At 59.9% G+C, this 14285-nt stretch carries 13 protein-coding genes and 4 pseudogenes; 9 read left to right on the forward strand and 8 right to left on the reverse strand.

From position 1 onward, the window contains the following. Positions 1-89 precede the first annotated feature (89 nt). Positions 90-854, reverse strand: a pseudogene (locus tag HWY30_RS38580) (tannase/feruloyl esterase family alpha/beta hydrolase); the annotation flags it as partial. Between the two features lie 12 nt (positions 855-866). Next, on the reverse strand, positions 867-2009 hold the full coding sequence (locus tag HWY30_RS38585; protein WP_090811493.1) for a porin: 1143 nt from the start codon (positions 2007-2009) through the stop codon (positions 867-869). A gap of 361 nt (positions 2010-2370) precedes the next feature. Between HWY30_RS38585 and HWY30_RS42815 the strand changes: the two are divergent. The 9 genes and pseudogenes from HWY30_RS42815 to nirD form a co-directional block, all read left to right on the forward strand. Further along, a pseudogene (locus tag HWY30_RS42815) lies at positions 2371-2791 on the forward strand (AraC-like ligand-binding domain-containing protein); the annotation flags it as partial. A gap of 718 nt (positions 2792-3509) precedes the next feature. Beyond that, positions 3510-4013 (forward strand): SUF system Fe-S cluster assembly regulator, encoded by a 504-nt coding sequence (locus HWY30_RS38595; protein ID WP_090811491.1) that lies wholly within the window; start codon positions 3510-3512, stop codon positions 4011-4013. Then, the gene (gene sufB, locus HWY30_RS38600) at positions 4010-5458 is read left to right on the forward strand and encodes a Fe-S cluster assembly protein SufB (RefSeq protein ID WP_090811489.1); all 1449 of its coding nucleotides are present in this window, start codon (positions 4010-4012) and stop codon (positions 5456-5458) included. Before HWY30_RS38595 ends, sufB begins: the two co-directional genes overlap by 4 nt. Positions 5459-5487: 29 nt before the next feature. Then, a complete protein-coding gene (gene sufC, locus HWY30_RS38605; protein ID WP_090811487.1) occupies positions 5488-6279 on the forward strand; it encodes a Fe-S cluster assembly ATPase SufC in 792 nt (263 codons plus the stop codon). Beyond that, entirely contained in the window at positions 6276-7598 is a 1323-nt protein-coding gene (sufD, locus tag HWY30_RS38610) for a Fe-S cluster assembly protein SufD (RefSeq protein ID WP_090811485.1), read from the forward strand. The genes sufC and sufD overlap by 4 nt, the downstream gene beginning before the upstream one ends. Next, complete coding sequence (locus tag HWY30_RS38615; RefSeq protein ID WP_090811483.1) at positions 7595-8848, forward strand: cysteine desulfurase; 1254 nt, start codon at positions 7595-7597, stop codon at positions 8846-8848. The genes sufD and HWY30_RS38615 overlap by 4 nt, the downstream gene beginning before the upstream one ends. Further along, the gene (gene sufU, locus HWY30_RS38620; protein ID WP_090811482.1) at positions 8845-9300 is read left to right on the forward strand and encodes a Fe-S cluster assembly sulfur transfer protein SufU; all 456 of its coding nucleotides are present in this window, start codon (positions 8845-8847) and stop codon (positions 9298-9300) included. The genes HWY30_RS38615 and sufU overlap by 4 nt, the downstream gene beginning before the upstream one ends. A gap of 8 nt (positions 9301-9308) precedes the next feature. Beyond that, complete coding sequence (locus tag HWY30_RS38625; RefSeq protein WP_090811480.1) at positions 9309-9677, forward strand: SUF system Fe-S cluster assembly protein; 369 nt, start codon at positions 9309-9311, stop codon at positions 9675-9677. A gap of 1 nt (position 9678) precedes the next feature. After that, complete coding sequence (nirD, locus tag HWY30_RS38630) at positions 9679-9999, forward strand: nitrite reductase small subunit NirD (protein WP_090811477.1); 321 nt, start codon at positions 9679-9681, stop codon at positions 9997-9999. 100 nt (positions 10000-10099) lie between these two features. Here nirD and HWY30_RS38635 read toward each other — a convergent pair. The 6 genes and pseudogenes from HWY30_RS38635 to HWY30_RS38660 form a co-directional block, all read right to left on the reverse strand. Beyond that, positions 10100-10608: pseudogene (locus tag HWY30_RS38635) on the reverse strand (IS66 family transposase); the annotation flags it as partial. 218 nt (positions 10609-10826) lie between these two features. Next, a pseudogene (locus HWY30_RS38640) lies at positions 10827-11096 on the reverse strand (DDE-type integrase/transposase/recombinase); the annotation flags it as partial. Between the two features lie 112 nt (positions 11097-11208). Then, positions 11209-11550 (reverse strand): hypothetical protein, encoded by a 342-nt coding sequence (locus HWY30_RS38645; protein ID WP_090811475.1) that lies wholly within the window; start codon positions 11548-11550, stop codon positions 11209-11211. A 3-nt stretch (positions 11551-11553) separates the two neighbouring features. After that, positions 11554-12351: an alpha/beta hydrolase gene (locus tag HWY30_RS38650; protein WP_090811473.1), complete on the reverse strand. Its 798-nt coding sequence runs from the start codon at positions 12349-12351 to the stop codon at positions 11554-11556. Between the two features lie 557 nt (positions 12352-12908). Continuing rightward, positions 12909-13217: a hypothetical protein gene (locus HWY30_RS42820; protein WP_090811938.1), complete on the reverse strand. Its 309-nt coding sequence runs from the start codon at positions 13215-13217 to the stop codon at positions 12909-12911. A gap of 196 nt (positions 13218-13413) precedes the next feature. Then, on the reverse strand, positions 13414-13632 hold the full coding sequence (locus HWY30_RS38660; protein WP_090811471.1) for a hypothetical protein: 219 nt from the start codon (positions 13630-13632) through the stop codon (positions 13414-13416). Positions 13633-14285 lie beyond the last annotated feature (653 nt).

A 14285-nucleotide genomic window follows, 5' to 3' on the forward strand; every position in this document is an offset into this window, starting at 1 on the left:
CTGGACCGCTAAAGCTTCCGACATTCTGGCGAAAGTCACGCGTGCCCGCACCAAGCTGAATAAGATGCAATCCGTTTGACGCAGACCACTAGCTGTTGTGCGCTCCACATCTGCCCGATCGCCGCCTTTGGCAAATGGAAGCCGGGGTCGCCGGCAATGATGCCGTCGTAATCCGCGAAAGACCTGGCTGCCGCCACCATCGCATGACGGCCCCCGTTCGAGCAACCTTCGAAGTAGCTGCGGTCGGGGCCCTTGCCATAAGCCAACTTGATGACCTGCCTGGCCATTGGCGTGAGCGTAGCAACGGCGTTATAGCCATAATCGAGGCGCGCCTGGGGATCGAGACCAAACAGCGGGTTTTGCGACCCGGAATGACCTGCATCCGAACTGATCACGGCGAAGCCCATGTTTAGAGCGTTGTTCAGCGGGCCCCCGCCACTGAGCACCCCCGTCGCCGGTGTCACATTACCGTCGAGACCACCGTTGGCCTGATAGAAAAAGCGACCATTCCACGCGATGGGTAGCCGCATTTCAAAACCAATCGCATAAGTTTGGCCGTCAACGGCGCTCGTGCGTTGATTCATTTTCCCTTCGATCACGCAATGTTCGGGCACGGACTTTCCTGCCACCGTGAGCGTTCCGGCCGGCACGTCGGTAACGGACGTGAACGTCGTGGCCGCAAACGTCAACCTGGCGGCGAGCGCGCTGCAGTTTCCTGACAGCGTCGCGGGTTGTGCTGCGGAAAGCTGAGGCAATTGTGTCGCACTGGTGGAGAGCGAGTCGGCACCGCCGCCGCAGGCCGCCAGCATCGCGGACACTGCCGATACGCACATAGCAATTGAAGTTCGTTTCATTCTCGCCCCCAATCAGAACATGTGTTTAATGCCGACCATCACGCCCGTTTGACCCATGCCCGCGCCTGGCGTGGTCCCACCGCCGCCACCGCTGACCGAATAGCGCGCCTTCGCGCTGTTCGCGAGATACGCAGCCTGCGCATAGACCGACGAACGCTTGCTCAGAAGATAGGTGGTGCGTAACGTTCCCATCGTGGCGCGGGTATTGTGGTCGCTATTGATGATCCGAAACACTTCGCCATCGAGGAGGAACGCAGGCGTGACCATGTACGAAGCGCCGAGGAAGAACAGATCCGAACGGATATTCGGTACTGTCGGCGACTGGGTCACTACGCGGCGTCCAATCCAACCTGCGCCGATCTTCGCGCCTGCGTACTGCGCATAGGCGCTCAGTTGGGTACGGGCGTCCTTGTCCGCGGCGTTGATGAGAGGTGTCGGCGCAATTCCGTCGAAGAAGTTGGCGGCTGCGGTCGCGCCGCCGCGTTGCTCCTCGTACGACGCAGCCGCGCCGAAATATTGAGAGTCGTACTTGAGCATTGCGGACCAGTCGCGGCATTCCGTGGCGTGGCCTGGAACCGAGCCGGTACAGGTTCCTTGTCCCGGCGAGTTGCCGGTACCCGCCGCGTCCCGTCCGAATGAATAGCCCGCGCCCAGCGTAAAGCCCTTGTACGAGCCAAGATAGGTGATGGAGTTGTCGGCGCGTGCGTTGGGCACATAGGCATCCAGGGAGCCCATGCCGTAAATGTCCGGACCGATGATGTCGGCGCCCTGAACCGCAAGATAGGTCATCGTGTACTGACGGCCGAACGCGAGCGTTCCATACGGGCTTTTCATGCCGACGAATGCCTGGCGTCCAAACAGCCTCCCGCCCTGTCCAGAACTGCCGTCGCGCACGTTAAAGCCGCTTTCGAGCGTGAAGACAGCGCTGTAGCCGCCGCCTAGATCTTCGTTGCCGCGCAGCCCCCAGCGTGATGGGAACTCTCCGGTAACGGACGGCATGCGAAAGACGCTGTCGCCCTTCGCGTTCGCGTGCGAGACATACTCGATCCCCGTGTCCACGATGCCATACAACGTGACGCTCGATTGCGCAAAGGCTCCAGTGCTCAGCGCGCATAGCGCACCGAACATGAGAACGTGAGTCGACTTCAATTGCATGGTGATGTCTCCAGACCAGTTGTATGTTTTTTTGTTGAACTGCGATTGAGGGATCTTCGGTTTCAGGCGATTGCAGCGATGAGCATGACGGGGATGCTGGCGCCGATCACCGTTGATGCAATATCAGGCAGGCTGATATAAAGAACAAAATAAAGCGCGTCCTGGAAGACGCGCCTGTCCGTCGCTATAGTTCCGTATTTGATATCAGGTGTCCTGACAACGCAAGCATGAAATGTTCGGTAGATACCCTATGCAGCGGGATGGATGCGAGCCGAGCGTTGATCGGTGACGGCTGCCCTTCCGACGAGCAGCGCAAACTGTACGAGCTCGCCTACGCGCAGGTCCACTTCAATATGGACGCTCGCTGGTGTCGCCCACGCTGGCGCTGCGCATGCGGTGGGGCGAAGCTCGCCCGCGGGCCATCCTGCGTATCGAGCGCGATGTGTTCGAGCGTCATGCACAGCGTCATTTCGGCGACGCGGCGGGTGGGACAATCGAATTCGAGCCAGAATTCGCACTGACGTCGGCACAGGGGTGTGCCTGATGCAGTTGCTGCCGATGCTCGCGGAAATCATGAGTACGGAGGCGCATCCGCTGCGCAATCCACTCGCATTTGAGCAGTTCGAGTCGACACTGCTGAACGCGCTTATCTACGGTCAACCGAACAGCGTACGAAGCGGCATGACGCGCGAGCGCGGACCGCTTGCGCCGTTTTATGTACGACGGTGGAGGAATACATCCGTGCGCATTTGCAGGAGCCGCTAACCATCGAGCGGCTCTCGCTGACGGAGTGTGGGCTGACGATGCCTCCTGAAAAGTCAAAGATCGTGTAGTGCAAGGACAGAAGTCGCACCCAAACCTACCCGAATGTGACCTTCTGGAGTTGACCCGCTTTTGTGGACACCTATCCTTTGGAACAGGAGGTGTCCATCATGGGTAAACGCCTACTTCGTAAAATACTTTTTCTGAAAACGAAATAATCAGAATTTATCGGCGCAAAATTGTTAATTGCCTGTACGCCTTGAAGGGCAATCTCATGCAGGCACGGACGAAAGGGGCCGTCATCGTTAGGGCACGTAAAACGCCCGAATCTTGACGGGGGATTATTCATCCGACAGCGACAACCGGCAACGGTGACCGTGGACTCCGGGCTTTCATGTATGCGCTGAACATGCGGATTCCGGCTTTTAAATCAGTTTTCGATATTCTGGATATCAAACAATTGATGTCTCGTCGGGCGAGTGGGTATTCGCGGTCGATGGAGCGTGGCTCGCCAGAGCGGTCCGTCACGAAGACCAATACACTGACAAGGTTATATATACAGGTCTAGAATGGAATTGGCGTTGGGCCGTTCGCGAAATACTTCTCCCGAAACGGAAAGCGATTCGCGACGTGGCCAGGAATCCCCACACAGGACAGTGTCGCTCACTCCAAACGTGCGGTTTTCGTTTCGATGTAATCTGGACCAAAAGGGTCCTGATTAAAACGGGAGATGTTCCGATGTTGCGCATGAGCAAACTTGCCGATTACGGCACGGTGATCATGACTGCGATGGCGCGCGATCCCGATGCCGTCCACAGCGCAAGCAGCATTGCTGCGGCGACCGGCGTCGCGGGGCCTACGGTGTCAAAGGTGCTGAAAGTCCTGACGCGCGGTGGTGTCGTCGAGTCGCTGCGCGGCACAAACGGTGGCTACCTGCTGCCGCGGCCGCCAGCGCGGATCACGCTGGCGGAGGTGATCGCCGTCGTCGACGGCCCGATCGGGATGACCGAATGCAGCACGACGCCAGGCCTGTGTATCCAGGAGGCGGCGTGCGCGGTGCGCGCCAACTGGCAGAAGGTCAATCGCCTGATTTACGAAGCGTTGCAGCAGGTCACGCTGGCGGACATGGCGGGCCCCACCTTGCGCGCAGTCGATATCAGCGCGATCCGCGCGCGTAGTATCTCCACCCATCGCGCGGGCGCGACGCCTGCGCGCAAGTCGATTGACGGAGGCCTCGCATGAGCGCATCCACAACCGGTTTCGATGAACTGATCAGCCGCGAATACCAGCACGGTTTCGTGACTGATCTGCAGGCCGATGCGCTTCCGCGCGGGCTGAGCGAGGATGTGGTCCGGCTCATTTCGGTGAAGAAAGACGAGCCGGCGTTCATGCTCGAATGGCGACTCGCGGCTTATCGCCACTGGCTCACGATGACCGAGCCGCATTGGGCGACGGTCGAACACCCGGCGATCGATTACCAGAACATAATCTATTATTCCGCGCCGATGACGCAGAAGAATCGTCCGAAGAGTCTCGATGAAGTCGATCCGGAACTGCTGCGTACCTACGAAAAGCTGGGTGTGCCGCTGAGGGAGCGCGAACTGCTGGCGGGCGTAGCGGTGGATGCGGTATTCGACAGCGTGTCGGTAGCGACTACGTTCCGCGAAAAGCTGGCGGAACTCGGCATTGTGTTCTGTTCATTCTCGGATGCCATACAGCATCATCCTGATTTGGTGCGAAAGTATCTCGGCTCGGTCGTGCCGCACACCGATAATTTCTTCGCCGCGCTTAATTCCGCCGTGTTCAGCGATGGCTCGTTCTGCTATATCCCGCCGGACGTGCGCTGCCCGATGGAACTGTCGACCTACTTTCGTATCAACGCCCAGAACACCGGGCAGTTCGAGCGCACGCTGATCGTCGCGGACAAAGGCGCGTACGTGAGCTATCTGGAAGGCTGCACCGCGCCGATGCGCGACGAAAACCAGCTGCATGCCGCTGTGGTTGAGCTGGTCGCGCTGGAAGGGGCGCAGATCCGCTATTCGACCGTGCAGAACTGGTATCCGGGCGATGCGTCGGGCAAGGGCGGCATCTACAACTTCGTGACCAAACGTGGCGACTGCCGCGAGGCCAATTCGAAGATTTCGTGGACTCAGGTGGAAACCGGTTCGGCGATTACGTGGAAGTATCCGAGCGTGATCCTGCAGGGCGATAACTCGGTCGGTGAATTCTATTCGGTGGCACTGACCAACCACTATCAACAGGCTGATACCGGGACGAAGATGGTTCACCTCGGCCGCAATACGCGCAGCACGATTCTGTCGAAAGGCATTTCCGCGGGCCGCGGAAAGAACGCGTATCGCGGCCTCGTGAAGGTCGGCCGTGCGGCGGAAGGCGCGCGCAACTACACGCAGTGCGATTCGCTTTTGCTCGGAAACCGTTGCAGCGCTCACACATTCCCCTACATCGAGGTCAAGAACCCGACCGCGAAGGTCGAACACGAAGCATCGACATCACGCATCGGCGAAGACCAGTTGTTCTATTGCCGGCAGCGTGGGCTGTCGCCGGAAGATGCGGTGTCGATGATCGTGAACGGCTTCTGCAAGGAGGTCTTCAAGGAGCTGCCGATGGAGTTTGCAGTCGAGGCACAAAAGCTGCTCGGCGTCAGCCTGGAAGGCGCCGTGGGATAACCCACAGCGATTCGCGAGGGATTCGGACCATGCTTGAAATCAGTAATCTGCAGGTCGAAGTCGACGGCAAGAAAATTCTGCGTGGCATCGATCTGGATGTACGGGCCGGCGAGGTGCACGCGATCATGGGTCCAAACGGCTCGGGCAAGAGCACGCTTGCCCAGGTGCTGGCCGGGCGCGAGGACTTTGCTGTCACGGGCGGCGAGGTCTCGTATCTTGGCCGCGACCTGCTGGCGCTCGCACCCGAGGAGCGCGCACACCAAGGACTGTTTCTCGCGTTCCAGTATCCCGTCGAGATACCCGGCGTGAGCAACGTTTATCTGCTGAAGGCGGCGCTGAATGCGCAGCGGCGGTATCGTGGCGAGCCGGAGTTCGATGCGATGGAGTTTTTGCAACGGGTCAAGGAGAAGATGACGCTGATGCGGATGGACGAGAGTCTGCTGTATCGCGCCGTGAACGAAGGGTTTTCCGGCGGAGAGAAGAAACGCAACGAGATTCTGCAGATGGTCGTGCTGGAGCCCCGGCTCGCCATTCTCGACGAAACGGATTCCGGACTCGACATCGACGCGTTGCAGATTGTCGCGCAGGGCGTCAACAGCATGCGCAGTCCAGAACGGGCGATCGTGCTCGTGACGCACTATCAGCGGCTATTGGACTACGTCGTGCCGGATCGCGTGCATGTGCTGGCGAATGGCCGGATCGTGAAGTCGGGGTCCCGTGAACTGGCGCTGGAGCTGGAGCGTAAAGGCTATGGTTGGATCGACGATGAAGCGGTGCAACCAGAAAATACAGCAAGCGAGGAAAGTGCGGGGCATCCATGAAAAACGAATCTCTCGACTATTTCCATCAGTTTGGGCAACTCGCGAAGACGTTGCCCGGCGTTGAGTTTCCATGGCTGCGCGCCGCGCGCCGAAGCGCGTTCGACCAGTTCGACGCGCTGGGTTTGCCGACCACGCGGCACGAGGACTGGAAATACACGAACGTGTCGGCGATTGGCAAGCGTCCCTGGCATTTCAAGGCACAACGCACGGACGATAGCAACGTGCGGCACGTCATCGATGAACTCAAGCTGGACCCTGCCGCGCATCGACTGGTCTTTGTCAACGGTCGGCATGTGCCGCGGCCGTCGAAACTGAATGGTTTGCCACACGGGGTATTTGTGGGCTCGCTCACCCGGGCGTTGAGAGAAATGCCACAACAACTGGAATCGGCATTCGCCTCGCAGGCGTATTCAGATGGCTTTGCCGCGCTAAATACGGCGTTTATGACGGATGGGTTTGCCATCGTGCTGCCGCCTGGCGAGGTCATCGATCAACCGCTGCAGATCCTGTTCCTGACCGACGAAGCGGGTCTTGCGGTGCAGCCGTTCAATGTCGTGCTTGCAGGAGCACGCTCGGGCTGCACGATCGTCGAGCATTTTGTAGGGCTGAGCGGCGACGCGTACTGGACCAATGCGGTTACCCGCATCGTCGCAGACGAGCAGGCGGACGTGCAGCACTACCGGTTGCAGCAAGAGGGCCCGAAGGCTTTTCATATCGCGTCGCTCGCCGCTGCGCAGCAACGGGGCAGCTGTTTTACCTCACATGCGTTCGCGTTCGGCGCCGCGTTGTCGCGCACTGGTATCGGCACAAGCCTGAACGCCGCGAACGCGCAAGCCACGTTGAACGGTCTCTATTTTGTCGGGGGCCGGCAGCACGTCGATCACCACACGCGCATCGATCACACAGAGCCGCATGGCACGAGTCGCGAACATTACCGCGGGGTGCTCGACGGCGCAGCGCGCGGCGTGTTCAACGGGCGCGTCATCGTGCATCGCGATGCACAGCAAACGGACACGCATCAGGCGAATCACAACCTGCTGCTGTCACGCGATGCGGAAATCGACACGAAGCCGCAACTCGAGATCTACGCCGACGACGTGAAATGCACACACGGCGCGACGGTCGGTCAACTGGACGACAACCAGCTGTTCTATTTGCGTGCACGAGGTGTCGAAGAGCGCATGGCACGGGCGCTACTGACATACGCATTTGCGCGCGACATTGTCGAAGGTGTGCGCATCGATTCGCTGCGTGGCCGGCTCGAAAACCTGCTGTTCGCGCGCACCCCGGAAGGCGAGCGCATCAGGGAGTTGCTATGAAGCCGATCGAACAGATGCAGACGCCCGATCCGCGCAATGTCGAGCACTGGCGAGCCGATTTTCCGATTCTGGGCGAGCGCGTGCATGGCCGGCCATTGGTCTATCTCGACAATGGCGCCACTACGCAAAAGCCTGCCTCGGTCATCTACGCGGAAAACGCTTACTACCGGCATAGCAACGCGAATGTGCACCGCGGCGTGCATCTGCTGTCGCAGCGCGCGACCGATTCATTCGAGGCCGCACGCGCGAAGATTGCACGCTTCATCAATGCGCAGCGTCCGGAGGAGATCGTGTTCGTGCGTGGCACGACCGAAGCGATCAATCTCGTCGCCCAGAGTTATGCTCGCCCGCGGATCAAGCCCGGCGACGAAATCCTGATTAGCGCGATGGAGCACCATTCGAACATTGTGCCGTGGCAGCTCGTCTGCGAGCAGACGGGCGCGGCGCTGAAAGTCGTGCCGATCGACGATACGGGCGCACTCGATGCCGGCGCGTACGAGCGCTTGTTAAGCGAACGTACGCGGCTGGTCGCGATGACGCACTTGGCCAACGCGCTCGGCAGCATCAATCCGGTGGAGCGCATCGTTGCAGCGGCACACGCGCGGGGCGTGCCAGTGCTGCTGGATGGTGCACAGGCAATCACGCATCTGCCGGTCGACGTCCGCGCGATAGATTGCGATTTCTACGCGTTGTCCGGGCATAAGGTGTACGGACCGACTGGCATTGGCGTGCTATACGCCAAGGCCGCACTGCTTGAAGCGATGCCGCCATGGCAGGGCGGCGGCGACATGATCCGATCGGTAACGTTCGAGAAAACGGAATACAACGCGATTCCGTGGAAGTTCGAGGCGGGTACGCCGAACATTGCCGGCGCGATTGCGCTGGGCGCGGCGCTCGACTATGTCGACAGCATCGGCATGGAAGTCATCGCCGCGCACGAGAACGAACTGCTCGCCTATGCGACGGCCGCCCTGCGGGTGATACCGGGCTTGCGTTTTATCGGTAGCGCACGCGACAAGGCAGGCATTCTGTCGTTCGTGCTCGACGGCGTGCATGCCCATGATGTCGGCACGATTCTCGATCATCACGGCATCGCGGTGCGTGCGGGCCATCATTGCGCGATGCCGGTGATGCAGCGCTTCGGCGTACCGGCGACCGTGCGCGCGTCGCTCGCCCTCTACAACACGCACCAGGATATCGATGCGCTGATCGAAGGTCTCGGAAAGGTCAGGGAGATATTTGGAAAATGAGCGATCTGCGCGATCTGTATCAGGAAGTCATCTTCGACCACTACCGGCGGCCGCGTAACTGTCATGGACTGTCCGGTGCCAATCACACGGCTGAGGGCTATAACCCGCTGTGCGGCGACCGGATTACGCTTTATCTGCGAATCGACGACGGCATCGTCAAAGAAGCGAGTTTCGAAGGCGCGGGCTGTGCAATTGCGACAGCATCAGCGTCGCTGATGACCGAGGCGCTGAAAGGCAAAACGGAAGCAGAGGCCGAAGCGCTGTTCGGGCGCTTTCACGACATGGTGACCACACCCGCTGCAGGGCAGGCGACAGCCGCGCCGGAGATGGGCAAGCTGGCGGTGCTGTCCGGTGTACGTGAATTTCCCGAGCGTGTGAAGTGCGCGACGCTGGCCTGGCATACGCTCCACGCCGCGCTGCACGACGGGCATCGCCCCGTTTCGACAGAGTGAGGCAGACGATGAGCACATTCGACTGGCTGAAGCGTGCTGAGGCCGCACAACCCGGGAGTGGCACGACAACAGAAGGTCTTGAAGAACGCGTGATCGATGCACTGCGCACCGTGTTCGACCCGGAGATTCCGGTCAACATCTACGATCTGGGGCTTGTTTATGGTCTTGACGTGGACGAAGCCGAAGGCCGCGTTGGGATCCGCATGACGCTGACCGCGCCCGGCTGCCCGGTCGCGCAGACCTTCCCGGCGACGGTGGAGGATGCGGTGTTCTCGGCGAGCGGAGTGAACGACGTGCACGTTGAACTGGTGTGGGATCCGCCGTGGTCGAGAGACCGGATGTCGGATGCGGCGCGCCTGCAATTGGGGATGCTTTGACATGTCCGACTGGGTCGATGTCGCTGCGATCGGGGATTTTCCGGCCGGGTCTGTTCGCAGCGTCGAGGTCGATGGCGCGCAGGTTGCTGTGTTCAACGTCGACGGCACCTGTTACGCAATCGAGGATGTCTGCCCGCACGACGGCGGCATCCTGACTGGCGGTGTGGTGGAAGGCGACGTGGTCGTCTGTCCGCGCCACGGTGCACGATTTTGCATCAGGACCGGAAAGGTGCTGGCGCCGCCGGCATATGAGGATGTGGTGGCGTTTCCGGTGCGGATCGAGGCGGGCGTCGTTCAGGTGCGTGACGAGCGGTGGGATTGAGGTGCGCTGTCGACCGGCTCTCGTTCTCAGTAAGCGGCTCAGCTGGGCCGTTCGTCCATTCGCGCGCGTGTGAGGCATGATGGCGAACTGGAGCTGGCGGTCAGGTGGCGGGATTCGGCGGACTGGCTCGCGTGTGCATTTTGTTGGCCACGCGCCACGGCAGGAGCTCTTCGATGCAATTGATTTTGTGGTCGGCGATGTGGGTTAGCACGTAGTCCAGGTAGGCGCGCGGATCGATGTCATTCAGTGCGCAAGTTCCGATCAGTGCGTACATCGCGGCTGCCCGTTCGCCGCGATGTTGTTGTCGATCTCGAGCGTACCGTCTTCGCAATACAGCGTCGGTGCGCTCCACTGGTTCAGCGAGTAGTTGATTGCCCTGGCTGCATCGGACTTTGACGAAAGCGTTTCGAGCTTTGCCCTGAGCCACGCTTCGTAGATTTGAAGCAGTGGCCTGGCTCTCTCCTGCCGTATTCGCAGCCGTTCGGCCGCTGGCTTGCCGCGAATGGAGGCCTCGATGTCATAGAGCCCGCCAATATATTCGAGCGCCTTTTGTGTTGTGTCGGACGGCGTGCGCACGTGGATGTCGTAGAACTTTCTTCTCGCGTGGGCATGTTGTCGGGAAATGTCCATCGCGGCCGAATAAGCGCGATCGAAGCCCGGGGTCGTGTGATCGACTGCTTTTCCTGCAGCAGTTATGTACAAGACCTTCTTGAAGTTTTTCCAGGTTCATTTCGCCGAGGAGCGTTTCGACGTCATCGGACAATGAGGGTTCGTAAAGCCCACAGATCATTCGCGGCTCATCAGTTTCCTCACGGCTAGACAGGTAGGTCCTGTTCAATCAGGTTATTGAGATATTTCGAGGATCGAACCTTCATCTCACGCACCGCGCGTTGTGGGGCGGCATAGCCATCCAGTGAGATGGTCTTCGGCGGCTTGCCCTGATGTTTGAGAGCTTTCCTGAAAAAGGCTTTGGCCGCCTTCACGTCGCGATTTGCACGTAGCATGAAGTCAACTGTCTGGCCGGCCCGATTCACCGCCCGGCAGACCTACATCCACCTGCCGCGGATCTTCAGCTACGTTTCATCGACACGCCACGACGGCTCTCTATTCGTTCAGCAGGACACTCTAACCGATTCGCTTGCGCCGTTTGCACCATGTATGGACGACTCTCTGGGGTTACGGCTCCGCAGAATCGTCGTGCTGTGATGGTCACCGCCCTGTCATTATCCGGAGGATTTTCTGCACGATGCGCTCATGCTGCTCCAGCGCCTCATCGAGCGTACTTGCTCCGTAGCTCCTGTTGTCTTGCGCCTGCATTCCGGCGACGCGCGTCACGAACAGCAAAGCCTCCTCGGTTTTCGGTTTGGACACACCACGGAAGCGGGTCGTGACCGTTACACCGTAGTCGTCCAGCAGTGTGCGGCGGAAGATCAGTTCGTTTTCCGTCATCCAGCGCGACCACGCGCCGTTGTCGAACACCTCGACAGGCCTGTTCTTCGCATCGAGAACATAGATGCGCTCCGAGCTGGACGGGACCGGTGGCGTCTTCATATGTCAATGCAAAGGCGTGAGAAGGAAGTCGGTCGCCTCCCGCCACCAGGTTTCGTCGACGTGGCCAATCCAGTCGTTATGGTCAGCCGCCTTCACCACCACGAGGTTTCTCGGTGCGGACAGCGAGTTGTAAAGCGCCTCGCCGTAGCGCGTAGGGACGATGCTGTCCCGTTCCGCAACCACGACGAGAATCGGGCGGTCGAACGACGCCAGATGGGTCACGCTGTCGTACTGGTCGCGCAGCAGCCACTTCACGGGCAGCCACGGATAGTGATAAGCGGCGACGTGCTCGAGCCGATCCCATGGCGTGATCATCATTAAACCGGCGATCTTGTCGTGTTCACGCGAGCCGGCTGCGGCCACCACGCCGCCCCCAAGCGATTCGCCGATGAGCAGGAGCGGCGCTCCATAGAGACGATGTGCGAGCGCGACGGTCTGTTGAGCATCGTCGACAAAACTCGCTTCGCCTAACGCCCCGGCGCGCGGTCCGTAGCCTGGATATTCGGCGAGAATCACGCGCAGCCCGAGCCGGGTGAGCGCTGCCGCATAGAACGAGCGGTGGCCGGCATGCCCCGCGTTGCCATGAAAGACGATGACCGTGGCGCGCGCGGACCCGGCCGGCTCCGCCACGAGGCCCCTGTACGCCTCAGGTGTCGGCCAGGCGCGCAGTCCACCGGAGGTGACCTCCTCGATTGCGGCCTTCTGAGGGAAGTAGAGAAAACGATCCTGCAAGATGGCGACTCCGGCTAACACGGTCATGTACGCGACGGCGAGGCCGACCATCATTCGGGTGAATTTCATCGTCTTGCTCTCGACCCACCGAACTTTTCGATAGCACACACCCAGTTTAGCGCGCGGTCGCCACCGCTCATATTCAGGCGTGTCGTCAGGATGTGGGCGTCCAAGTTATGGTACGGAGAGTATCTCCCTGCCTTGTACCCTCGATATTTTCCGAGCGACGCGACCAGGCGCGGGGTTGGTCCGTACGAAGCAGCCCAGAACAGACTGAAATCGAGCGCGACCGACGCTAGCCGTGCGAAACAATGCTACGTCCCGGCTCGTGCGCCCGCTTTTTGGCGCACCTCTCATCGGGCGAATCCGGCCCCCTTATCCTCAAAGCCGTCATCCGGATGGCTGGTTCTCCAGAGAAGCGGACTTTCGTCGCGGAAAGGCTACGGGTGGGTCATCGGCCTGAGCCGACGTTCGCCGATCAAATCAGTGCGGCTGTCGCGTATCGCTTTGCTGACTTTTACAAACTGGCGTCGGCGAATGTCAGCTTTCTCTGTCCATCCAACGAGTCTTACCGACCCGTCCAGACCTTTCACAGTCCGATCGCCGACGGCCTCAAAGGTATGCCGTCAAAGGTGCGGCAAATCGTCAATGCATTTTTCGACATGATCGCCAGGGACATCCGTGTCGATCCCGGCGTGTCCGTCGGTGTGAGAGACAGCCACAATTTTTGGCCCGAGATACCGTGTGCCACCAAGCGTAAAAAGGGACCAAACAACATCTCCCCGACGGATCGCGGCGACGACTTCGACCACCTCCACAATCGCCGGGGGGGACAGCCATTCACGCGTCGCCGGATCGACGGGAGCCCAACGCACATGGGTAAACCTGTCGTTCGTCGGGTTGATGCGAACGGCGTCGATAGCAAAAGTTGTCACATCTACCTCCATCATCCTGACAAAGGGATGTGTGCATTATGCGCCGCTTCTTTTGCCGGAGATCAGCAGGACCGGTCGTGAGGGCCGTTGTCAGCCCTTGCTGCACGTATCGCTCTCGCCTGACGCGTGCCCTCGAACTGGATGTCTGGTGAGTGCGGCGAATACTTCGGGACAGCCTGGACCTGGATAGTGAAGCCTAAGCGGAGTTCTCGTCGCACCACTGAATCGCCCAACGCTGCGCCGCCTCAATAGCATCCGCGTCGGAGGGATAATCGCCGAGGTCGCCCGAATACTTTACCTCGACGGCATCGCCACTCGCCGAGGCGCGCCGGTAGATCTTTGCGCGAGCGTAATAGCGGCCGCCTTCATCAAGAGGTGACGCGTCGATGTGGAATTGTTGGTAGTCGAAATGCATGGCTGTCTCCAAACGATTGCCCTAATCGTCGTCGCGTTGGACGAGGTGGACCTCGTTGTCACCGCCAAGGTCGCTCTGTCACTCTGCCAAGATGAATTGGGGCTGCGACTCTTCGGCCCAAAACGCTTTAAGAACGATATGTACATCGTAGGCAGTAACAGCAAAGCTCGCTGACCAGCGAGAGCAGGACAGCAACGAGAATTCGCATGGGAACGCTCCCTCCGAATACGGGTGCGCATCGATTGCCAACGATCCGGATGGCGATGTCAACCGACCGCTCTTGGGCCGTCTACCGCCCGATCCGGTCGGCCTACGCCGATGAAGCAACGTCCGCCCGATGGCAATCGAATGGCCGTTTGCGGGGGCGGACCCGCCGTCTGAATGTCTGCGCGACGGAACGGACGAATGACGCTTGATGGCCGACAGTACGCGTTCACACCAACCACGGGAAAGCTGCCGTTGAGAATTCCAACGTCACCTCTGTAAAACGTTCATCGAACTGGTGCTATCGGCCAGGGGACTAAACCGCTCGCGCGGTAATGGGCTACGGCTTTGGGTAGTGGTAACGGAAGGGAAACCGACTCTGTTTTCATGTTGATCGGCGAGGCAATCCGCCTCGTCATTCAACGGGAGCAGAGCCATGAGTCAGACCC

The organism is Paraburkholderia tuberum STM678, assembly GCF_902833905.1.
Classification (GTDB): domain Bacteria; phylum Pseudomonadota; class Gammaproteobacteria; order Burkholderiales; family Burkholderiaceae; genus Paraburkholderia; species Paraburkholderia tuberum.

Coding starts and splice junctions, on each gene's coding strand:
- HWY30_RS38585 (WP_090811493.1), bottom strand. CDS start 2,009: ATGCAATTGAAGTCGACTCACGTTCTCATGTTCGGTGCGCTATGCGCG.
- HWY30_RS38595 (WP_090811491.1), top strand. CDS start 3,510: ATGTTGCGCATGAGCAAACTTGCCGATTACGGCACGGTGATCATGACT.
- sufB (WP_090811489.1), top strand. CDS start 4,010: ATGAGCGCATCCACAACCGGTTTCGATGAACTGATCAGCCGCGAATAC.
- sufC (WP_090811487.1), top strand. CDS start 5,488: ATGCTTGAAATCAGTAATCTGCAGGTCGAAGTCGACGGCAAGAAAATT.
- sufD (WP_090811485.1), top strand. CDS start 6,276: ATGAAAAACGAATCTCTCGACTATTTCCATCAGTTTGGGCAACTCGCG.
- HWY30_RS38615 (WP_090811483.1), top strand. CDS start 7,595: ATGAAGCCGATCGAACAGATGCAGACGCCCGATCCGCGCAATGTCGAG.
- sufU (WP_090811482.1), top strand. CDS start 8,845: ATGAGCGATCTGCGCGATCTGTATCAGGAAGTCATCTTCGACCACTAC.
- HWY30_RS38625 (WP_090811480.1), top strand. CDS start 9,309: ATGAGCACATTCGACTGGCTGAAGCGTGCTGAGGCCGCACAACCCGGG.
- nirD (WP_090811477.1), top strand. CDS start 9,679: ATGTCCGACTGGGTCGATGTCGCTGCGATCGGGGATTTTCCGGCCGGG.
- HWY30_RS38645 (WP_090811475.1), bottom strand. CDS start 11,550: ATGAAGACGCCACCGGTCCCGTCCAGCTCGGAGCGCATCTATGTTCTC.
- HWY30_RS38650 (WP_090811473.1), bottom strand. CDS start 12,351: ATGAAATTCACCCGAATGATGGTCGGCCTCGCCGTCGCGTACATGACC.
- HWY30_RS38660 (WP_090811471.1), bottom strand. CDS start 13,632: ATGCATTTCGACTACCAACAATTCCACATCGACGCGTCACCTCTTGAT.